At 70.3% G+C, this 20,975-nt stretch carries 19 protein-coding genes; 8 read left to right on the top strand and 11 right to left on the bottom strand.

All coding sequences use genetic code 11. The features are described 5' to 3' along the window. Positions 1-30: 30 nt before the first annotated feature. The 5 genes from metH to Bsp3421_RS28360 form a co-directional block, all read right to left on the bottom strand. Positions 31-2,748 carry a methionine synthase gene (metH, locus tag Bsp3421_RS28380; protein WP_273999352.1) on the bottom strand — a complete coding sequence of 906 codons (2,718 nt, stop codon included), beginning with the start codon at positions 2,746-2,748 and terminating at the stop codon, positions 31-33. A gap of 35 nt (positions 2,749-2,783) precedes the next feature. After that, positions 2,784-3,842, bottom strand: coding sequence for a homocysteine S-methyltransferase family protein (locus Bsp3421_RS28375; protein ID WP_273999351.1), 1,059 nt, complete (start codon positions 3,840-3,842; stop codon positions 2,784-2,786). Between the two features lie 156 nt (positions 3,843-3,998). Beyond that, positions 3,999-4,256, bottom strand: a complete 258-nt coding sequence (locus tag Bsp3421_RS28370; protein WP_252982541.1) for a BTH_I0359 family protein — start codon at positions 4,254-4,256, stop codon at positions 3,999-4,001. Between the two features lie 182 nt (positions 4,257-4,438). Beyond that, entirely contained in the window at positions 4,439-5,632 is a 1,194-nt protein-coding gene (locus Bsp3421_RS28365; RefSeq protein WP_273999350.1) for a DUF3108 domain-containing protein, read from the bottom strand. 108 nt (positions 5,633-5,740) lie between these two features. Further along, positions 5,741-6,583 carry an IclR family transcriptional regulator gene (locus Bsp3421_RS28360; RefSeq protein ID WP_273999348.1) on the bottom strand — a complete coding sequence of 281 codons (843 nt, stop codon included), beginning with the start codon at positions 6,581-6,583 and terminating at the stop codon, positions 5,741-5,743. Positions 6,584-6,735: 152 nt separating this feature from the next. Here Bsp3421_RS28360 and Bsp3421_RS28355 point away from each other — a divergent pair, with 152 nt between their 5' ends. Then, positions 6,736-7,728, top strand: coding sequence for a fumarylacetoacetate hydrolase family protein (locus Bsp3421_RS28355; protein WP_273999346.1), 993 nt, complete (start codon positions 6,736-6,738; stop codon positions 7,726-7,728). Between the two features lie 27 nt (positions 7,729-7,755). Here Bsp3421_RS28355 and Bsp3421_RS28350 read toward each other — a convergent pair whose 3' ends face one another. Continuing rightward, a complete protein-coding gene (locus Bsp3421_RS28350) occupies positions 7,756-8,112 on the bottom strand; it encodes a DUF1493 family protein (protein WP_273999345.1) in 357 nt (118 codons plus the stop codon). A 407-nt stretch (positions 8,113-8,519) separates the two neighbouring features. On the opposite strand from Bsp3421_RS28350, the gene Bsp3421_RS28345 reads away from it, so the two are divergent. The 5 genes from Bsp3421_RS28345 to rfaE2 all read left to right on the top strand — a co-directional run bounded on the left by Bsp3421_RS28345 (position 8,520) and on the right by rfaE2 (position 13,284). Continuing rightward, complete coding sequence (locus Bsp3421_RS28345) at positions 8,520-9,347, top strand: enoyl-CoA hydratase/isomerase family protein (RefSeq protein ID WP_273999343.1); 828 nt, start codon at positions 8,520-8,522, stop codon at positions 9,345-9,347. An 85-nt stretch (positions 9,348-9,432) separates the two neighbouring features. Further along, the gene (locus Bsp3421_RS28340; protein ID WP_273999342.1) at positions 9,433-10,170 is read left to right on the top strand and encodes a PhaM family polyhydroxyalkanoate granule multifunctional regulatory protein; all 738 of its coding nucleotides are present in this window, start codon (positions 9,433-9,435) and stop codon (positions 10,168-10,170) included. Positions 10,171-10,200: 30 nt separating this feature from the next. Continuing rightward, complete coding sequence (locus tag Bsp3421_RS28335) at positions 10,201-11,394, top strand: patatin-like phospholipase family protein (RefSeq protein ID WP_273999340.1); 1,194 nt, start codon at positions 10,201-10,203, stop codon at positions 11,392-11,394. Between the two features lie 445 nt (positions 11,395-11,839). Beyond that, positions 11,840-12,700: a ferritin-like domain-containing protein gene (locus tag Bsp3421_RS28330; protein ID WP_274004388.1), complete on the top strand. Its 861-nt coding sequence runs from the start codon at positions 11,840-11,842 to the stop codon at positions 12,698-12,700. 101 nt (positions 12,701-12,801) lie between these two features. After that, positions 12,802-13,284, top strand: coding sequence for a D-glycero-beta-D-manno-heptose 1-phosphate adenylyltransferase (rfaE2, locus tag Bsp3421_RS28325; protein WP_273999338.1), 483 nt, complete (start codon positions 12,802-12,804; stop codon positions 13,282-13,284). A gap of 46 nt (positions 13,285-13,330) precedes the next feature. Here the strand turns inward: rfaE2 and Bsp3421_RS28320 are convergent, their stop codons facing one another. From Bsp3421_RS28320 to Bsp3421_RS28300, 5 genes are all read right to left on the bottom strand, one after another. Continuing rightward, the gene (locus tag Bsp3421_RS28320; protein ID WP_273999337.1) at positions 13,331-13,636 is read right to left on the bottom strand and encodes a hypothetical protein; all 306 of its coding nucleotides are present in this window, start codon (positions 13,634-13,636) and stop codon (positions 13,331-13,333) included. A 103-nt stretch (positions 13,637-13,739) separates the two neighbouring features. Further along, a complete protein-coding gene (locus Bsp3421_RS28315) occupies positions 13,740-14,519 on the bottom strand; it encodes a type III pantothenate kinase (protein ID WP_273999336.1) in 780 nt (259 codons plus the stop codon). Further along, a complete protein-coding gene (locus Bsp3421_RS28310; RefSeq protein WP_273999334.1) occupies positions 14,516-15,430 on the bottom strand; it encodes a biotin--[acetyl-CoA-carboxylase] ligase in 915 nt (304 codons plus the stop codon). Before Bsp3421_RS28310 ends, Bsp3421_RS28315 begins: the two co-directional genes overlap by 4 nt. 382 nt (positions 15,431-15,812) lie before the next feature. Continuing rightward, positions 15,813-16,658: a tetratricopeptide repeat protein gene (locus tag Bsp3421_RS28305; RefSeq protein ID WP_273999333.1), complete on the bottom strand. Its 846-nt coding sequence runs from the start codon at positions 16,656-16,658 to the stop codon at positions 15,813-15,815. Positions 16,659-16,666: 8 nt separating this feature from the next. Then, the gene (locus tag Bsp3421_RS28300; RefSeq protein ID WP_273999331.1) at positions 16,667-18,733 is read right to left on the bottom strand and encodes a bifunctional 2',3'-cyclic-nucleotide 2'-phosphodiesterase/3'-nucleotidase; all 2,067 of its coding nucleotides are present in this window, start codon (positions 18,731-18,733) and stop codon (positions 16,667-16,669) included. A gap of 262 nt (positions 18,734-18,995) precedes the next feature. Between Bsp3421_RS28300 and Bsp3421_RS28295 the strand changes: the two genes are divergently transcribed. Together Bsp3421_RS28295 and Bsp3421_RS28290 are read left to right on the top strand one after the other, a co-directional pair. Next, entirely contained in the window at positions 18,996-20,126 is a 1,131-nt protein-coding gene (locus tag Bsp3421_RS28295) for an MlaE family ABC transporter permease (RefSeq protein ID WP_273999329.1), read from the top strand. Then, positions 20,126-20,962: an ABC transporter ATP-binding protein gene (locus Bsp3421_RS28290; RefSeq protein ID WP_273999327.1), complete on the top strand. Its 837-nt coding sequence runs from the start codon at positions 20,126-20,128 to the stop codon at positions 20,960-20,962. The genes Bsp3421_RS28295 and Bsp3421_RS28290 overlap by 1 nt, the downstream gene beginning before the upstream one ends. Positions 20,963-20,975 lie beyond the last annotated feature (13 nt).

Raw genomic sequence — 20,975 nt, 5'->3', positions numbered from 1 at the left:
GAAGAGGCGGGCCGCCGCCCCGGCGCGTCGTCACAGCAGCGGCGCGAGCGCGCGCCGCGCGTCCTCCGGGGACAGCGCCATGCGCCGCGCGAAATCGTCGAGCTGGTCCTGGCCGATCTTGCCCACCGAGAAATAGGTGCTCTCCGGGTGCGCGAGGTAGAAGCCCGACACGCTGGCGGCGGGCAGCATCGCGAGCGAATCGGTCAGGCTCATGCCGATCTCGTCTGTATGAAGCGCTTCGAACATGTCGCGCTTCACCAGATGGTCCGGGCAGGCCGGATAGCCGGGCGCCGGGCGGATGCCCTTGTATTTCTCGGCGATCAGATCGTCGTTGCCGAGCGTCTCGTCGTTCGCATAGCCCCACAGGTCGCGCCGCACGCGTGCGTGCAGCAGCTCCGCGAACGCTTCCGCGAAGCGGTCCGCAAGCGCCTTCAGCATGATCGCGCTGTAGTCGTCGTGGTCGGCCTCGAACTGGCGCTCCTTCACGTCGACGCCGAGCCCCGCGGTGACCGCGAACAGGCCGATGTAGTCGGCCACGCCCGACGCCTTCGGCGCGATGAAGTCGGCGAGCGAGCGGTTCGGGCGCATCACGCCGTCGACCACCGGCCGCACGCTCTGCTGGCGCAGGTTGCGCCAGGTCATCATCACCTCGCTGCGCGATTCGTCGCTGTAGATCTCGATGTCGTCGTCGCCGACGGTGTTGGCGGGCAGCAGCGCGATCACGCCGTTCGCGCTGAGCCAGCGGCCCTGGATCAGGCGCGCGAGCATCGATTTCGCGTCGGAGAACACGCGCCGCGCCGATTCGCCGACGATCTCGTCGTTGAGGATCGCCGGATACGGGCCGGCGAGGTCCCAGGTCTGGAAGAACGGGCCCCAGTCGATGTAGGTCGCCAGTTCGTTCAGGTCGTAGTTCTTGAAGAGGCGGCGGCCGATGAACTTCGGCTTGGGCGGCGTGTAGTTCGCCCAGTCGAGCGGGGTCCGGTTCGCGCGCGCCTCGGCGAGCGTGACGAGCGGCTGGGCCTTCTTGTTCGCGTGCTGGTCGCGGATCCGGTCGTAGTCGGCCTTCAATTCGTCGAGATAGCGCGTCGCGCCCTCGTCGGACAGGAGGCTCGACGCGACCGACACCGAACGCGACGCGTCCGGCACGTAGACGACCGGGCCTTCGTAGTGCGGCGCGATCTTGACGGCGGTGTGCACGCGGGAGGTGGTCGCGCCGCCGATCAGGAGCGGGATCTTCTTGATGCGGAAGTAGTCGTCGCGCTGCATCTCCGAGGCGACGTAGGCCATTTCCTCGAGGCTCGGCGTGATGAGGCCGGACAGCCCGATGATGTCGGCGCCCTCGACCTTCGCCTTCGCGAGGATCTCGTTGCACGGGACCATCACGCCCATGTTGACGACTTCGAAGTTGTTGCACTGGAGCACGACCGACACGATGTTCTTGCCGATGTCGTGGACGTCGCCCTTGACGGTGGCGATCACGATCTTGCCCTTCGCGCGCACGTCGCCGCCCGCCTCGGCGAGCAGGCGCTTTTCCTCCTCGATGAACGGGATCAGGTGCGCGACCGCCTGCTTCATCACGCGCGCCGACTTCACCACCTGCGGCAGGAACATCTTGCCCTGGCCGAACAGGTCGCCGACGATGTTCATGCCGTCCATCAGCGGCCCTTCGATCACGCTGATCGGGCGGCCGCCCGCCGCGGCGATCTTCGCGCGGGCCTCCTCGGTGTCCTCGACGATGAAGTTCGTGATGCCGAGCACGAGCGCGTGCGCGAGACGCTTCTCGACCGGCTGGTTGCGCCATTCGAGGTTCTCTTCCTTCCTCGCCGCGCCGGTCTTGAACTTGTCGGCGACTTCGAGCAGGCGGTCGGTCGAGTCGTCGCGGCGGTTCAGGATCACGTCCTCGACGCGCTCGCGCAGGTCGGCGTCGAGGTCGGCGTACACGCCGAGCTGGCCCGCGTTGACGATGCCCATGTCCATGCCGGCCTGGATCGCGTGGTACAGGAACACGGTGTGGATCGCCTCGCGCACCGGATCGTTGCCGCGGAACGAGAACGACACGTTCGACACCCCGCCGCTCACCTTCGCGTGCGGCAGGTTCTGCTTGATCCAGCGGGTCGCCTCGATGAAGTCGACCGCGTAGTTGTTGTGCTCCTCGATGCCCGTGGCGACCGCGAAGATGTTCGGGTCGAACACGATGTCCTCGGGCGGGAAGTCGCACCGGTTCACGAGAATGTCGTACGAACGCGTGCAGATCTCGGTCTTGCGCGCGTAGGTGTCGGCCTGGCCGGTCTCGTCGAACGCCATCACGACGGCCGCCGCGCCGTAGCGGCGGATCAGGCGCGCGTGGTGGATGAAGGCTTCCTCGCCTTCCTTCAGCGAGATCGAGTTGACGATCGCCTTGCCCTGCACGCACTTGAGGCCCGCCTCGATCACTTCCCACTTCGACGAGTCGATCATGATCGGCACGCGCGCGATGTCCGGCTCGGAGGCGATCAGGTTCAGGAAGCGCACCATCGCCGCCTTCGAATCGAGCATCGCCTCGTCCATGTTGATGTCGATGACCTGCGCGCCGTTCTCGACCTGCTGGCGCGCGACTGCGAGCGCCTCGTCGAACTGGCCGTTGAGCACCATCCGTGCGAAGGCCTTCGAGCCGGTGACGTTGGTGCGTTCGCCGACGTTGATGAACAGCGTGCCGGGCGTGACGTTGAACGGCTCGAGGCCGGCGAGACGCATCGTGTGATCGGTCATGGCAGTGGGGGCGGGGCGGGTTTGGGGGGGCGCGCTCAGGCGGCTTCGCTGTACTGCGCGGGCCAGCGGCGCGGTTTCAGGTCGGCGAGCGCCCGGGCGATCGCCGCGATGTGCTCGGGCGTCGTGCCGCAGCAGCCGCCCGCGATGTTCACGAGGCCCGCCTGCGCGAATTCCTTCAGCAGGCTCGACGTGACGTCCGGCGTCTCGTCGAAGCCGGTCTCGCTCATCGGATTGGGCAGGCCGGCGTTCGGGTAGCACGACAGGTAGGTGTCGCAGAGCTTCGCCAGCTCGGCCACGTAGGGCCGCATCAGCGCCGCGCCGAGCGCGCAGTTCAGGCCGAAGGTGAGCGGCTTCGCGTGGCGCAGCGAATTCCAGAACGCCTCGACCGTCTGGCCGGACAGGATCCGGCCCGAGGCGTCGGTGACGGTGCCCGAGATCATGATCGGCAGGCATTCGCCGGTGTGCTCGAACAGTTCGTCGAGCGCGAACAGGGCGGCCTTCGCATTCAGCGTGTCGAAGATGGTCTCGACCAGGAACAGGTCGACGCCGCCGTCGAGCAGCGCTTTGGCCTGTTCATAGTATGTATCGCGCAGTTCGTCGAAACTGACGTTGCGCGCGCCCGGATCGTTGACGTCGGGCGAGATGCTCGCGGTCTTCGGCGTCGGGCCGATCGCGCCCGCGACGAAGCGCGGCTTGCCCGGGGTCGAGTGGCGCTCGGCCGCCTCGCGCGCGAGCCGCGCCGATTCGAGGTTCATCTCGACGACGAGGTCTTCCATCCCGTAGTCGGCCTGCGCGACGCGCGTCGCGCCGAACGTGTTGGTCTCGGTGATGTCGGCGCCCGCCGCGAAGTACTGGTCGTGGATCTCGCGGATCAGGTCCGGCCGCGTGATCGACAGCAACTCGTTGTTGCCCTTCACGTCGCGCGGGAAATCCCGGAAACGCTCGCCGCGGTAGGCGGCCTCGTCGAGCTTGTAGCGCTGGATCATCGTGCCCATCGCGCCGTCGAGGATCAGGATGCGCTGCTGCAGCAGCGCGGGCAGCGCGGCGCCGCGCGTGTAGCGGGCGGACGGGGCGAGCGGTCGGGACGCGGACATGTCGGTTTACCGGCGAGTCGGGAAACCGTCATTGTAGCGGGTGGCGGCACGTGCCGCCGATCAAGCAAACCCCCCGCGCGGCGGACCGGGCGGGGGGAGAGGAGTGCGTGGAGGAAACGACCCGCGGCGCAGCCGGCGGCGCGGGCCGGCGGCTGCTCAGTGCAGCACGACGGGTTGGGTCATCAGGCTGTCGAATTGCCCGAGGAATTCGTCGACCTCGTCGAGGCTCGGCTCGTCCTGGATCAGTTGCTTCACATGCTCGCGGAACCGTGCCGCCAGTTCACCGTCGATGAAGATCTCGCGCTGCGCGTGCTTGTCGACGATTTCGTAGCCGCCCGCATTCATCGCGTGGTGGCCTTGCTGCGGCGGAAACTCGACGACGCAGTAGTTGGGGCTGTTGTAGATCATTTGCATGGCGGCACTCCTCTTCGCTGTGGCTTCTGGCCTTGTTGCCCGGTAGATGGGGCAGGCCGGGCCGGTTTCAAGGGGTTGGCGCTGCACGCCCGCAAGCGGAGGGGGCGTATCGGTTTAGAAGCCGATATCGGTAAAACGTTTCCGTGAGTTTGCGCGTGGACAGGATTTCGTGTCAAAGATTGTCAAGGGGTCGCGGGGGCGGGATCGGTCTCGGCAGGGGCGGTCGAATTTACCGGCTCGCTGTCCGCGCCCGGCGCTGGGGCGTCCGGCGCGGCGTCCGTTCCCGCGGCCGGCGCGCGCCGGCCGTGCCACACGAGTTCGATCTGCGCGCCGTTCGGTTCGGTCTGCACCATCCGCGCGGGCAGCCAGTCGAGCGACGGCGCGAGCCACAGATCGATGCGGCGCGTGTCGCCCGGGCGGCGCGGCAGGCGCATGAAGTGCCGCGCGGGCAGGCTGCCCTCGGCGGTCTGCACGGTCTCGTCGCCGATCGTGGTGATCGGCCAGATCTCGCCGTTGTTGTTGTCGACGACATAGAACTCGCGCGTGACGCCCGGCCGATAGGTGTCGGGGGCGCCGCGCAGCAGCCCGGCCAACTGCATCAGCATGCTGAAGCGGTCCTGCGCGCCGTCGGGCAGCGCGAGCGAAGTCGGGGTGCGGGTGAAGACGATCTGCTTCGTCTCCCGGTTGAAGATCGCGATGTCCTCGGGGCGCTTGCCGCGCTGCTCGATGTACTGGTCGGGCGCGATGCCGAACGCATCGATGCGGCCGCGGCTGTGGTATCTGAATGGTCCGACGAACGGCACGGGCATGGTGACCGACAGCGTGTAGCTGCGGCCGTCGCTGCGCCACAGGATCGTGCCGGTCGCGTTCTGCACGCCGTTGTAGAACGTGTCGTACTGCAGATCGCCGGAGGGCGGCGCGAGGAACTTGACGCCCGCCGCCGCGTGTTCGGCGTCGGCGTGCGCGGCATGCGCATCGCCGGCCGCTGCGGCGGCCGCGCCCGATCCGGCGGCCGCGCCCGAGGCGGCGCTCGACGCGCTCGCGGGCGTGGTGAGCGGTGTGCTCGCCGTGTCGACGGCGCTCAGCACGGGCGGCGCGGAGGGGGCCGGCGGCGCGGCGGCGCGGCGCGGCGCATCGCTGTGCGCGGCCTCGCGGCGCGGCGCGGCGGCCGGCTGGCGTTCGATGGGCTGCGGTTTCAGCAGGGCGATCTCGATCGGCGCGTCGACGGGCGCGAGCGGCTTGAACGGTTCGCGATAGCGCGTGAGCCACAGGCCGGCCAGGCCGTGCAGGCCGAGCACGAGTGCGAGCACGACGCCGAGCCGCCACGCGCGGCGCGCGGCGGGGGACGGACGGGGCGAAGCGGACAGCGGCGGCATGGAGTGGGGACGCGGGGCTCGGGCAAACGTGAATCGGGCGACGGCGCGGCGCGGCTTCATCGCTGGGACCGGCCGCGCGCGCGAACGTTCGCGCAGGGCCGCGCGCGCTCAGGCGTCGCGCGGGGCCTCACTATACCCAAGTTCGTAGGACAGTTTTTGCGCGCAGGCGCGCAGCGCGACGTCGATCTCGCCGCCCCAGCGAATGTCGAACGCGCCTTCGTGGCCGAGCACGATCAGCGCGAGCGCGAGATCGCCGACCGCATCGAACACCGGCATGCAGAACGCATGGATGGTCGGCAGCAGCATGCCTTCGACGCGGGCCGCCTGGTGCGCGCGCACCTCGGCGAGCAGGGTCTCGACCTCGGCCGGCGTGCGCGGGCCGCCGTGGTGCGGCGAGCGCCGCGTGTCGGCGAGTTCGCGCTCGAGCAGCGCCGCCGTCTTGCTGCGCGGCAGGTAGGCGGCGAACAGCAGCCCGGTGGCGGAGCCGAGGAGCGGCATCACGTCGCCGAGCTTGAGCGACGCCCGGGCCGGATGGCTCGACTCCATCCAGTGCACGACGGTCGGCCCCTGGTTGCCCCACACAGCGATCCCGACCGTCTGGTCGAGCTGGTCGCGCAGCGCGGTGAGCGCGATCCGCGCGAGCTTCACGCCGTCGATGCGCGCGAGGCGGGCGAGGCCCATCTGCAGCGCGAAGCCGCCGAGTTCGTAACGGCCCGACACCGGGTCCTGCGAGACGAGCCCGAGCCGCAGGAAGCTCACGAGGTAGCGGTGCGCCTTCGCGGGGCTCATGCCCGCGCGTTGCGCGAGATCGCGCAGCATCATCGCGCGCGGCTCGTGCGTGAGCACGTCGAGCAGGCGGAAGCCGACTTCGATCGACTGGATGCCCGAGCGGACTTTCTCCTCGGTGGCGTCGTCGGCGAGATCGTCGTCTGGAGCGGCGGATACGGACATGGGCGGGGCGGCGCGCACGGCGCGCGAACGAGAAGGAAGGGAAGCGGACGGGCGGCGCGCGGGCGGCCGCCCGCCGCGCGGATGCCGCCGCACGGATTCACCATCGTAAAATAGATTCCTTCCATCGTCACTACCACGGTTCTCTCCCCGCTATGAAACTTGCATCGCTGAAGGACGGCACGCGCGACGGCCAGCTGATCGTCGTGTCCCGCGACCTGCAGACGGCGGCGATCGCCGACGCGATCGCCCCGACCCTGCAACGCGTGCTCGACGACTGGGCGTTCTACGCGCCGCAGCTGCGCGAGCTGTACGACGCGCTGAACCACGGCCGCGCGCGTCATGTGTTCGGCTTCGAGCCGGCCAACTGCATGGCGCCGCTGCCGCGCGCGTTCCAGTGGGCGGACGGCTCCGCCTACGTGAATCACGTGGAACTGGTGCGCAAGGCGCGCGGCGCGGAGATGCCGCCGGAGTTCTGGACCGATCCGCTCATGTACCAGGGCGGCAGCGACGATTTCATCGGCGCGCGCGACGACATCGTGTGCCGTTCCGAGGAGTGGGGCATCGACTTCGAGGCCGAGGTCGCGGTGATCACGGCCGACGTGCCGATGGGCGCGATGCCCGACGATGCGCTGAAGGCGGTGCGGCTCGTCACGCTGGTCAACGACGTGTCCTTGCGCAATCTGATTCCGGCCGAGCTGGCGAAAGGCTTCGGGTTCTTCCAGAGCAAGCCGGCGACCGCCTTCGCGCCGGTCGCGGTGACGCCGGACGAACTGGGCGAGCATTGGCGCGACGGGCGCGTGCATCGGCCGATGCTCGTGCACTGGAACGGCAAGAAGGTGGGCCAGCCCGAAGCGGGGGCCGACATGGTGTTTCATTTCGGCCAGTTGATCGCGCACGCCGCGAAGACGCGCAACCTGCGCGCGGGGGCGATCGTCGGCTCGGGCACGGTGTCGAACCAGGATGCGAAGCGCGGCTATTGCTGTATCGCGGAGAAGCGTTGCCTGGAGACGATCGAGCACGGCGCGCCGCAGACGCCCTTCATGCGCTACGGCGACAAGGTGCGGATCGAGATGGTCGATCCCGACGGCAAGTCGATCTTCGGCGCGATCGAGCAAGCGGTGGCGCCGCCCGACGGCGCGGCCTGACGCAGGGGCGCGGCGGCGCGCCGCGTTTCACCGCACGGCGGCCGCGAGCCGCCGCGAATCCCACACGCCGAGTTCGATCGCATGCTCGAGCATGCCGACCGTCAGCGGTTCCCTGTCGTACTTGCGGCGCAGTTTCCGCGAGAACGGCATCGCGAGCCGTTCGAGCGGCCTGAAGCCGGCCGTGCAGAAGTAGCGGTCGAACGCGTAGTCGCCGGGATCGACGGGGAAGTGGGCAAAGAACCTGCGCATGAAGTCGCCGGCGTCGTCGCCGGTGACGTCGAGGTCCTGCTCCAGCCGGTCGGCGCGGTGGACCGGCCAGTACGGCCGCATGCCGATTTCCCGGCGAACGAAGGATTCCAGCTGGATCCAGGTGGTGTAAGCCATCGGGAATACATGGATTCGGAGTGTAAGTGCGCGGCGGCGCGCGCCTCGGCCGGTTCGGCCCGGCGCCGATCCGCCGGCCGGACGCGCCGCAACCGCCCGGCCCGCCGCACGCGCACGACGCGCCTGTATTGCGTTCGTATTGCGCCGGAATCGCGGCCCCGGCTCCGACCGTGGCGGACATGATGAACGGAACCCGTGCGGCGCGGCATGCCCGCATGAAAATAAACCCGCGAGATTTCGTCACGTCCGGACCCGATTGTTTCGGGCGGCCGCGCGGCGTCGCCGCGTGCGGAACAATCCGCCGCGCTGCTGCGTTCCGGCGCGTCGCGAGCGGGTAACGCCCGATGCTGATGGGCGGCGTGTTCGCTACACTCTTTCCCTTACCTTTCTCAGTCAAGGAGCCGCGCATGGCCGATCTCTCACTGTATTCGGGCTATGAGGCGCTGCACGTGCAGCGCCGGCCGCACGGGATCCTCGAGATCGTGATGAGCGGCGCCGGCACGAATCGCAGCGGCCTCGCCACGGCGGACGAGCGCATGCATCGCGAGCTGGCCGATATCTGGCGCGACGTCGATCGCGATCCCGAGACCCGCGTCGCGGTGATCCGCGGCGAAGGCAAGGGCTTTTCGGCGGGCGGCGATCTCGCGCTCGTCGAACAGATGGCGAACGATTTCGAGGTGCGCGCGCGGGTCTGGCGCGAGGCGCGCGACCTCGTCTACAACGTGATCAACTGCGGCAAGCCGATCGTGTCGGCGATGCATGGGCCGGCCGTCGGCGCGGGGCTCGTCGCCGGGCTGCTGGCCGATGTGTCGATCGCCGCGAAAAGCGCGCGCATCATCGACGGCCATACGCGCCTCGGCGTCGCCGCGGGGGACCACGCGGCGATCGTCTGGCCGCTGTTGTGCGGGATGGCGAAGGCGAAGTACCACCTGCTGCTGTGCGAACCGCTGAGCGGCGGGGAAGCGGAGCGGATCGGGCTCGTGTCGCTCGCGGTCGACGATGCGGACCTGCTGCCGAAGGCGTACGAGGTCGCGGAGCGGCTCGCGCACGGCTCGCAGACGGCGCTGCGCTGGACCAAGTACGCGCTCAACAACTGGCTGCGGATGGCCGGCCCGACCTTCGATGCGTCGCTCGCGCTCGAATTCATGGGATTCTCGGGGCCGGACGTGCACGAGGGCATCCGTTCGCTGCGCGAGCGCCGCGCTCCCGATTTCTCCGGCGGCGCGCCGTTCTGAAACCCGGCGCGCGGCCCGCGCGCTATGATCGGGGCCGTGCGCCGCGCGCTCGTTGTCCGCCACATTCATCAGCAAGGATGACCGTATGACTGACACCACCGGTTCCTCACCGTTCGCCGGCTTCGCCGGTTTCCCGCCCGCGGGCCTGTTCGACAAGATGTGGGAGATGATGCGCCTGTCGCCGTTCGGCGGGATGGCCGGCTTGCCCGGCTCGGCGCAGGGCCTGCCGCCGTCGCTGTCGGCGATGTCCGACCTGATGGCGCCGCTCGCGAGCGTCGAGGAACTCGACAAGCGCATCACCGACCTGCGCGCCGTCGAGCAATGGCTGAAGCTCAACCTGAACATGCTGCAATCGGCGATCCAGGCGCTCGAGGTGCAGCGCGCGACGCTCGCCACGCTGCGCGCGTTCGGCGCGCTCGCGCAGTCGTCGATGGAGGCCGCCGAGGCGGCCGTCGCGAGCGCCGAGCCCGGCGTCGCGCCGCCGTCCGCCGCCGGGGCGCCGGCCGCCGAGGCCACGGCCGGCGCGGGGCCGGAATCGGCCGGGCAGACGCCCGAGGCATTCGACCCGGCCGGCTGGTGGAATCTGTTGCAGTCGCAGTTCAACCAGCTCGCGAGCTTCGCGATGACCCAGCCGGGCGCGGCGGCCGCGCCGGCGTCCCCTGCCGGCAAGGAGCCGGCGGCCAGGCAGGCCGCCCCTAAGCCGGCGGCCGCGAAACCGGCGGCCGCGCGGCGCACGGCGTCGCCCCGGCCGGGCGCGGCGGCCGAGCCGCCCGCCGAGGGCGCCCCCCGCGCCGCGAAGAAAGCGGCGAAGCGGAGCGCGTGATGCGCGGCGCCGGGCTCCGCTGAGGCGCGCATGCGGCTCGCGCTCGTGCTGATGGGCGGCGGCGCGCGCGCCGCGTATCAGACCGGCGTGCTGAAGGCGCTGGCCGAGATCGCGCGCGCGGCCCTGCCGGATCGGCGCGAATTGCCGTTCGCGGTGATCTGCGGTTCGTCGGCGGGCGCGATCAACGCGACGTCCCTCGCGAGCCACGCCGACGATTTCGAGCACGGCGCCCGCCGCCTGCTCGCGTTCTGGGAGCAACTGCGCGCGGACCACGTGTACCGCACCGACTGGCTCGGCATCGCGGCCGCCGGCGCGCGCTGGCTCGCGGCGATGAGCGTCGGCTGGGCCGCGCGCCGCGCACCGCGCGGCCTGCTCGACAACAGTCCGCTCGCGCACCTGCTGCAGCGCGAGCTGAACTTCCACCGGATCGAGCAGATGCTGGAGGCGCGCACCCTGCATGCGTTGTCGGTGACGGCGCTCAGCTATACGAGCGGCCGCCACCTGACCTTCTACCAGGCGAGCGAGCCGATCCACGCGTGGCGGCGCGCGCAGCGCACGGCGCGCATGGTGGACCTGTCGGCCGCGCACCTGCTCGCGTCGTCGGCGATCCCGTTCGTGTTCCCGGCGGTGCCGCTCGTGCTGGACGGCCAGATCGAATATTTCGGCGACGGCTCGATCCGCCAGATCGCGCCGCTGTCCCCCGCGATCCACTTCGGCGCGGACCGCATCGTGGTGGTCGGCGCCGCCGCGGCGCGGCCCGAGGTGCCGGCCTTGAACGGCGGCGGGCGCGGCTACCCGTCGCTCGCGCAGATCGGCCAGCAGGTGCTTGCGAGCGTGTTCCTCGATTCGATCGGCACCGACATCGAGCGGATCGAGCACATCAACGGCGTGATCGAGCACCTGCCGCACCATGTGGAACCCGAAAGCGGCTGGCGGCACGTCGACGTGCTCGCGATCGCGCCGTCCGAGCGCATCGAGCTGATCGCGGCGAAGCACCTGAAGCGCCTGCCCCTGTCGGTGCGCGGGCTGCTGGGCGCGGTGGGCGGCAACCAGCCGGCCGGCGCGTCGTTCGCGAGCTACCTGCTGTTCGAGTCCGAATTCGCGCGCGAGCTGGTGGCGCTGGGCTATCGCGACGCGCTCGGCCAGCGCGAGGCGCTGGCCGGCTGGATCGCGCAGGCGGATGCGCCGCGCGCGCCGCGCGGCGCGGGCAATCACGGGGCCTGACCGCCGGGTTGCATTTACGCGACGCTTTCGGCCGACTTTCGGTGCGGCGCTTTGCCGCAGCGGCGTCAATCGGGGCGAATCCGGTGTCGCGGATCGGTCATGGTCGCGTGCTATCATGGCCGCCGCCGAATACACCATATCGAGCAGCCCGCCGCGCCCCCGTCCTGGACGGCTGCGCGAGCAGGCCCGACAACGAAGCCGGCAGGACGCCGGCGTCTTCACAGGCACGCGCGGGCGGCTCCGCTTCAGCGGATTGCTTCGTGCGGCTTGCCCCACAGCGGCTGCAAGGCCGCCCGCAATCGGTGCGAAACCTGCATCCGCGGGCTGGTTTGGCGCGTAAAATTATTGACTTGGTTGCGAGAGCGCCCCTGCACCGGGCGGTGTATCCGCAACAATCTCGTTTAGATGTCGCATTGCGCAGAACAGGGGTGGGACCATGAACACCATGCTTTATCCGGAACTTTACAAATCGCTCGAAGCTGTCCGCTGGGATATGGAGAAGGACATCCCGTGGGACAAGTTCGACGCGTCGCTGCTGACGGATGAGCAGGCGAGGACGATCAAGATGAACGCGATCACCGAGTGGTCGGCGTTGCCCGCGACGGAGATGTTCCTGCGCGACAACCACCACGACAGCGATTTCTCGGCATTCATGAGCGTCTGGTTCTTCGAGGAGCAGAAGCATTCGCTGGTGCTGATGGAATACCTGCGCCGCTTCAAGCCGGAGATGATGCCGACCGAGGAGGAGCTGCACGCGGTGCGCTTCGAGTTCGATCCGGCGCCGCCGCTGGAAACCCTGATGCTGCACTTCTGCGGCGAGATCCGCCTGAACCACTGGTATCGCCGCGCGGCCGAGTGGCACACGGAGCCCGTGATCAAGCACATCTACGAGACCATCTCGCGCGACGAGGCGCGTCACGGCGGCGCGTACCTGCGCTACATGAAGAAGGCGCTCACGAACTGCGGCGACGTCGCGCGCGCGGCGTTCGCGAAGATCGGCGTGCTGATGGCGTCGGCGCGCCGCACCGAGAAGCCGCTGCACCCGACCAACCTGCACGTGAACCAGGCGCTGTTCCCGCGCGACACGGTGCAGTCGCGCCTGCCCGATCCGGAATGGCTCGAGCGCTGGCTCGACGAGCAGATCCGTTTCGACGGCGAGTGGGAGAAGAAGGTGGTCGAGCGGATCCTGCACAATCTGTCGATCCTGTTCGAACGCACCTTCGCGACCGCGCAGGAACTGAACCGCTATCGCAAGGAAGTCACCTTGCGGCTGCAGGCGGAAACGGGCTCGATTCAGCCGGCCTGACGCGCCGGCCGCGCCCGGAAAGCCCGCCGGTTCCGCCCGCGGGCTTTTTCTTTGGGCGCCGCGTTTGCCGCGGCCCCTCTCATCACCGCACGGAAATGCCTATGCCCGCCTCCTTCGAACGCAAGCTGATCACCCGCGACGCACTGGCCGCGCTGCGAGCGTCGCTGAACGGGCCCGTCGTGTTCACGAACGGCGTGTTCGACATCCTGCATCGCGGCCACGTCACCTATCTGGCCGACGCGAAGGCGCTCGGCGCGACCCTGATCGTCGGGGTGAACAGCGACGCCTCGGTGCGCATGCTCGGCAAGGGCGACGACCGGCCGATCAATCGCCAGGAAGACCGGATGGCGCTGCTCGCCGCGCTCGAATGCGTGGACTGGGTGGTGGGTTTCGAGGAGCAGACGCCGGTCGCGCTGATCGGGGCGCTGCGCCCCGACGTCCTCGTGAAGGGCGGCGACTACGACATGGATGCGCTGCCGGAATCGGCGCTCGTGCGCGGCTGGGGCGGCCGGGCGCTCGCGATCCCGTTCGAGTTCGAGCGCTCGACCACCGCCTTGCTGAAGAAGGTCCGCGCGCACGGCTGAGCCGCGCGCACGGCGCGTCAGCCCGGGGCGCGTCGCCCGGGGCGCGTCAGCCCGGCGCGGCCGAGGCGGGCGCGGCCGCGGAGGCGGCCCCCGGCGCGGAGGCCGGCGCAGCCGCCGAGGCGGCGTCGAGCGGTTCGGCGTCCAGGTTCGGCTGCTCGATCGGGCCGCCGACCACCGGCTGGTCCGCCGCCTGCGCGAGCGCGGTCACCCGCAGCGCGTCGGGGCGCACCTGTTGCGCGAGATGGCCGGGCTCGCGCGGGCCGGCCGCGGGCAACGGCCCGAACGTGCCGCGCATCACGACAAACGCGAGCATGTTGGCGAGAAACAGCACAGCTATCAGCCAGCGCAGCATCGTCAAGCCTCCCACCGGTTCGACCGGTTATCAGTCCTTGCAGCCCATGCCGGCGCGCCTGCCGCCGGCTCCTCGATGCTTCTCCCTCGACGCCGCGCGCGCCTCAGGCCGCCTGCGCGATCCGCGCGAGACCCGACAACACCAGTGAATCATGGCGCGTGTGCGCGAGGCTCAGCGCTTGTGCGATCGCATCGGCCGCGCCGCCCGACAGCACGACGCGGATCGGCGCGCGCCACGCGGCGGCGAGATCGCGCGCCGCGCGCTCGATCAGCCCGGCCTGCGCGTACAGGCAGCCGGCGGACAGCGCGTGCGGCGTGTCGACGGCGAACGGTTCCGCCGGCTGCGACGCCGCTGCGTCGAGCAGGCGCGTCGCGGCGTCGGCCGTCAGGGTCGGCAACTGCGCCGTGTGGGCGCCGAGCGCGCGCATCATCAGGCTCCAGCCCGGCGCGATCAGTCCGCCCGTGAAGCGGCCGTCGGCGCGCAAGGCTTCGAGCGTGGTCGCGGTACCGAAGGTGGCGATCAGCAGGTGTTCGTCCGGAAACGCCGCGCGCGCGCCGATCAGGCCCGCCCAGCGGTCGCTGCCCAGCTGGTCGGGCGTCGCGTAGCCGTTGACGACGCCGCATTGCGCGGTGCGCGCGCGGATCGTCGTGCGCGGCAGCGCGGGCCAGCGCGCGTCGAGCAGTGCGTCGAGCCGCGCCGCGACCTCGGGGCCGGCGACGTTGGAGATCCAGGCGCCGCGCGGCGCGGGCAGGGCCGACCAGTCGGGCGCGTCGCCGGGCGCGTGCCCGAACGCGCCGCCCGCGCCCAGCTCGCCGTCCGGCGCCGCGAGGGCCCACTTGATCCGGCTGTTGCCGGCGTCGATCAGCAGGACCGGGCCGTTCACGGACGACTCCCGGGCTCCCGCAGCGAGATGTCGCCGGCGGCGATCACCTGACGGCCGGTGGCGGTGTCGAGCAGCAACTGGCCCGTGTCGTCGACGCCCGTCGCGGTGCCGCGCGCGATCTCGACGCCTTGTTCGAGCAGCATGACCTCGCGGTCCGCATGCGCATGCAGCGCGTTCCAGCGCGCGCGGAACGGCGCGAACCCCTGCGTGCCGAACAGCGCGAGCGCGGGCGACAGTGCGTTGAGCGCGGCGGCGAGCGTATCGGTGAGGTTCGCGGCGGGCCACGCGGACGACAGCGCGGTGGGCGGCAGCCCGCTGGCGAGCGTCGCGTTGCTCGCGCGCAGCGCGGCGACGTCGGCCGCGACCGCTTCCGCGCCGCGCACGTTGATGCCGAAGCCGATCACGGCGGCGGTCGCGTCGCGGGTGTGCCAGACGGTTTCGATCAGGATGCCGGCGAGCTTGCCCGTGAGGCCGGTCGCGCCGTTCGCGGTGAAGGTGCCGAGCAGGTCGTTGGGCCATTTGAGCGCGACGCCGTGGCCGGCTTCGAGCGGCAGGGCCGAGAGCCCTTCGGCGAGCGCGACGCCGACCGCGAGGCTCAGGCCGCCGAGCTGCTCCACGGGGCGCGGCAGCACGCAGCCGACCGAGCACAGCAGCGCGTTGCCGGGCTGCGCGAACCAGGGGCGGCCCTGGCGGCCGCGGCCGGCGGTCTGTTCGTAGGCGACCCGGACGATCGGCCGGGGCAGCGCCTCGCGCGTGCGCGGCAGCGCCTTCAGTTGTTGCGCGAGGTCGGCATTGGTCGAGCCGGTGGCGGCGACGACATCGAGCGGCCAGGGCGGTTGCGCGGCGACGAGCAGCGAGCCGATGCGCACCAGATCGATGGTCGCGTGAGCGGGCAGGGGAGTGGCTGTCATGGCGGCTATTGTACGAGAGCCGACCGGGGGGCGCGACGGACGCGCGGATCGATCGGGCGAGGTCGGCGCGAGGCGCGCGCCGCTCGACGAATGCGGCGTCGAGCCCGCCTTTCACTTTCTTTTCGGCACGGGAGGCCCGAGCGTGCGAGGCCGTGTTCGCGCGCCCGCCGAGCGCGCAAGGCGTCGGCGGAGGATTGCAGCGACAGGCGGGGCGCTTCATGGTCGAGGGCGCCGGCCGGCGCGACGCGCGCGACCGGGCCGCCGATGTCCACCCTTGGTTCGACGACGACGGCGTCCCACCGCCCGCCGCCGTCGCCATGACCGGCACGGCGCTTTCCCGGCGCCCGGCTCGCCGCTGCCGCCACGCGCCGCCCGGACAGGCTCAGGGCGCGCTCACCGGATGCTTGAGCGCGTGCGCGGTCTCGATCCACTGGGCGTGGTACTCGGCCTCGTCGCGCGCGAGCCCCAGTTCGCCGTTGCGATACGCCATCGCGAGCGTCTGCACGGCCTCGGGCAACTCATGGTCGGCCGCGTGCCGGTACAGTTCGAGCGCGCGCGCCTCGTCGCGCGGCACGCCGCTGCCGTCGCGATAGGCGTTCGCGAGCATGAACTGCGCGGCCGGGATGCCCTGGCGCGCCGCCTGCTCGAACCAGCGCGCGGCGGCGGCCGGATCGGCCGGCGTGCCGTAGCCGCTGCGATACATGAGCCCGAGATAGTAGCCGGCGGCGGGGTCGCCCGCGGCCGCGACCGGGCGCAGCAGCGCCAGCGCGCGCGGGTAGTCGCGCGCGACGCCGCTGCCGAGCAGCAGCGCCTTGCCGAGCGCGAGCTGCGCGGCGCGCGCGCTGGCGGGCGCCTTGCCGTCGCGCGCGCCGCCATGCGCGGCGGTCTCCAGCCAGCCGAAGCCCTCGTCGCGCAGCCCCGGCTCGCGGGCGCCGAGCAGCGCGACGCCGAGCGCCGCCTGCGCGTCGCCCGAGCCGTGCCGCGCCAGCTCGCGCAGCTTCTGCAGCGCGCGCGGCTCGCTCGCCTGGGCGACCATCGCCTGCCATTCCTCGATCTGCGCGCGGCTGGCAGGCGCGGGCGCGCGAGCCGTCCAGCCGGCCGCCGCCACGCCGGCGGCGAGCACCGCCGCGAGCGCGAGCATGCCGGGCGGCGCGAGCCGCGCGCGCAGCAGGCGCCGCAGCGGGCTGCCCGCCGGCGAGCCGATCGTCACGAATTCAACGTTGCGCATCGCGTGCCTCATTGCGTCAGGTCGATTTCATAGGTCGCGAGGTTCTTGCCCGTGCCGTCGTCGGCCGCCACCTGCGTGATGCCGATCAGGCCGGCCTTGGTCGCTTCCGCGAGCAGGTTCGGCGCCGACGCGAACTGCACGTGCGCGACCGAACCGGCGAGCTTCGTGAAGCGCCAGCTGCGCGCCGAGCCATCGGCCGTGCGCGTGATGTTGACGCGCTTCTTGATGTACGCGATCAGCACGTCGCGGTTCGCATCCGGCGACGCGAAGATCGTCTTGCTGCCGTCGAGGCCCGGGAAGTTGCCGCCACCGCTCGCGCGGTAGTTGTTGGTCGCGACGATGAACTGCGCGTTCGGATCGAGCGGCGCGCCCTTGTACAGCAGGTTCTTGATGCGGCCGCCCGGCGCCTGCGTGACGTCGATCTCGTAGCTCAGGTCGGCCGACGTGAACATGTCGAAGTTGTAGCCGGGGAAAGCGCTGACGAGCTTCTGCACGGTCGGCTTGGTCGGATCGATCGTGTTGAAGCGCTTCGCCGCGGTCTCGAGCCAGTTCTTCAGGTCCGCGCCGCTCACCTTCACCGCGTACACGGTGTTCGGGTACAGGTACAGGTCGGCCGCGTTGTTGATCGCGAGCGCGCCCGGCGCGACGTCGGTGAAGTCGTTGCCGCCGCCGAAGCCGCTCTTGAACGGCGCGCTCACCGACAGCACCGGCAGCGTCGCATACTGCGGCAGGTTGGCCTGCACGTAGGTCGCCACGTAGTCGGCCTGCGCCTCGTTGACGATCTGGATCGCGCCCGGATCGCCGACGTCGGCGAAGTAGCTGGTCATGCGGTAGTCGGTGCGGCCGACGGGCGTCTTCACGTAGTCGATGGTCGCCTGATGCTCGGTCGCGATCGCCTTCGACACCGACGGGTCGGCCGCCACGTACGACTTGTCGGCGTTCTGGATCGAGCGCGCCTCGACCGTGGTCTGCGACTTGTCGACGTTCCAGCGCTTGCCGTCATAGGCGAGCCCGAGCTTGATCACGCCGAGGTGCTTGCCCCAGAAGTTCGCCATCACGGTCGGCACGCCGTTGACCGTGCCCTTGACCTTGTCGACGCCCGGCAGGTTGAACTGGCCGACCGTGCTCGTCGCATCCGGGAACACCTGGTGCGAGTGGCCGATCAGCATCGCATCGATGCCCGGCACGGTGGACAGCCACCAGCTGCCGTTCTCCATCGTCGGCGAGTACGCCGAGTTGTCGAGGCCGCCGTGCGAGATCGCGACGATCAGGTCCGCGCCCTTCGCGCGCATTTCCGGCACGTACTGCTCGGCGGTTTCTTTCAGGCCGCGCGTGTAGACCTTGCCGTCGAGCCAGCGCTTGTCCCAGTTCATGATCGCGGGCGGCGTGAAGCCGATGATGCCGACCTTCACGGGCGCGCTCACGGTGCTGCCGTCGGGCGCCGTCGCGGTGACCGTCCGGGTGATGATCGTGTAGGGCTGGAACAGCGGCGCGTTGGTCTTCGCGCTCACCACGTTGGCGAGCACCTGCGGGAAATCCGGGCCCGCGCACTTCTTCTGCTGCGCCGGGTCCGGCATGCCGGCCACGTTGAAGGTGTTGCCCGTGACCTGCGACAGGTACGGCAGCCCGTAGTTGAATTCGTGGTTGCCGATCCCGCCGCCGTCGAACTTCGCCGCGTTCATCACCTTGTAGATCGCGAGCGTCTGGTCGCACGACACCGGGCTCACGAGCGCCTGGTAGTCGGCGAGCGCCGTGCCCTGGATCGTGTCGCCGTTGTCGAACAGCAGCGTGTTCGGATACTGCGCGCGCGCCTGCGCGATCAGCGTCGCGACCCGCTCGAAGCCGAGCGAGTTGTCGGCCGCGAGCTTGAAATAGTCGTACGACAGCACGTTGGTGTGCAGGTCGGTCGTCTCGAGCACCGCGACCGTCGCCTTGGTGCCGACGGCGGGCGCTTGCGCGGCGGGCGGCTGGGCGGGCGAGCTGGTGCCGTCGCTGTTGCAGGCGGCGAGGAACGCGAGGGACGCGAGCGCGGCGACGGCCGGCAGACGCGGGCGGGACAACGGCGGGAAGAGCATCGGATTTTCCTGTTCTGTGTGCTGTCTTGTCGTGCGGAAAAGAGAAGCGGCGCGCGGGCGCCGACGGCCGTCTATTCGGCGCGTGAGAGTATCGAAAGGAAACGTGACGGCCGAATGAAAGTGCCATGATGGCTGTTCGGAAGCTGCGCGCCAGCTGGCAGGGCTGGCAGGGCCGCGGGCCGGAGCCGGGCAAATCGGCGCGTCGCGGGATGGCCCGGTTCGCTACAATGGCCGCTGTCATCGTTCTGTCCCGAATCGCCACTTGGATTTCCAGACACCTCCGGGCCTGTCGGTCGAGACCGGCAGCCAAGGCAAGACCGTGCGGCTTTCCGGCCAGTGGACGGCGCTCGCGCTCGCGCTCGATCGCGACCGGGGCGGCGCCGCGCGCCGCGTGGCCGGGCTCGCGCGCCATCCGGTGCGCGAGTGGGACCTGTCCGCCATCGAGCGGCTCGACCACGTCGGCGGCCAGGCGCTGTGGCGCGTGTGGGGCCACCGGCTGCCCGCCGACATCGCGCTGACCGACACCCAGCGGATCGTGTTCGAGCGGATCCAGCGGCTCGACGAGGGGCGCGAGCCGCCCGAGCCCGTCGTGCACGCCGGGCCGGTCACGCGCCTCGGGCTCGCGCTGTTCAAGTTCGGCGAGCACCTGCGCGGCGCGATCACGATGTTCGGCAGCGTGATGCTCGACCTGCTCGGGGTGCTGCGCCGGCCGCGCACGATGCCGTGGACCGAGTTCTCCGCGAGCATCTACAGCGCGGGCACGCAGGCGCTGCCGATCACGGCGCTCGTCGCGTTCCTGATCGGCATCGTGCTCAGCTACCTGTCCGCGCAGCAGCTGCAGATGTTCGGCGCGAACCGCTATATCGTGAACATCCTCGGGCTGTCGGTGATCCGCGAGCTGGGGCCGGTGCTGTCGGCGATCCTGGTCGCGGGCCGCTCGGGCTCGGCGATCACCGCGCGGATCGGCGTGATGCGCGTCACCGAGGAGCTCGACGCGATGCGCGTGATGGGGATCCCGCACGGCTTGCGGATCATCCTGCCGCGGGTGCTCGCGCTCGGCGTCGCGATGCCGCTCCTCGTGATGTGGACCAACATCGTCGCGCTGTCGGGCGGCGCGCTCGCCGCGAAGCTCGTGCTGGGCATCGACGTCAGTTACTTCGTGCGCTCGCTGCCGGGCGTGGTGCCGATCGCGAACCTGTGGATCGGGCTCGGCAAGGGCATCGTGTTCGGGATGCTGATCGCGCTCGTCGCCTGCCACTTCGGCTTCCGGATCAAGGCGAATTCGCAGAGCCTCGGCGAGGGCACGACGACCTCGGTCGTCACCTCGATCACGGTCGTGATCCTGGCCGACGCGGTGTTCGCGATCCTGTTCCAGAACGTGGGGCTCGGCTGATGGCGACCAACGACCTCGTGATCGAAGTGCACGACCTGTCGAAGCGCTACGGGCGCAACGTCGTGCACGAGCACCTGGATTTCGACGTGCGGCAGGGCGAGATCGTGTCGATCGTCGGCGGCTCCGGGTCGGGCAAGACCACGCTGGTGCGCCAGATCCTCGGGCTCGAACGGCCGACGTCCGGCACCATCAAGGTGTTCGGCCAGGACAACGCGACCATCGACGCGGATTCCGCGCGGGTCATGCGCAACCGGTCCGGCATGCTGTTCCAGCAGGGCGCGCTGTTCTCGTCGATGACGGTGTTCGACAACATCGCGCAGCCGCTGCGCGAGCTGGGCAAGATCCCGGAAGACCTGCTGCACGATATCGTGATGCTGAAGCTCGAGATGGTCGGGCTGCCGTGCAAGCATGCGTCGAAGATGCCGGCCGCGCTGTCGGGCGGGATGGTGAAGCGGGTGGGGATCGCGCGCGCGATCGCGCTCGAGCCCGAGCTGCTGTTCCTCGACGAGCCGACGGCGGGCCTCGATCCGCAGGCGTCGGACGAATTCGTCGAGCTGATCGCGACGCTGCATCGCACGCTGGGCCTCACGGTCGTGATGGTCACGCACGATCTCGACACGATGGTCGCGCTGTCGACGCGGGTCGCGGTGATCGCGGACCGCAAGGTGCTGGTGGCCGCGCCCGTCGAGGCGGTCGCGAACGTCGATCATCCGTTCATCCACGAGTATTTTCTGGGCCTGCGCGGCCGGCGCGCGCTGCAGGCGTTGCCGCCCGAGCGGCGTGCGAAGCTGCCGAAGGCCGCGCTCGCGCCGGCGCTGTCGAGTGTCGAGTTGTAGACGACGAAGGAAT

The sequence above is a fragment of the Burkholderia sp. FERM BP-3421 genome, from assembly GCF_028657905.1.
Lineage (GTDB): Bacteria > Pseudomonadota > Gammaproteobacteria > Burkholderiales > Burkholderiaceae > Burkholderia.
Note: the sequence above shows the minus strand (reverse complement) of the source record. Positions and strands in the feature narration are given on the sequence as shown.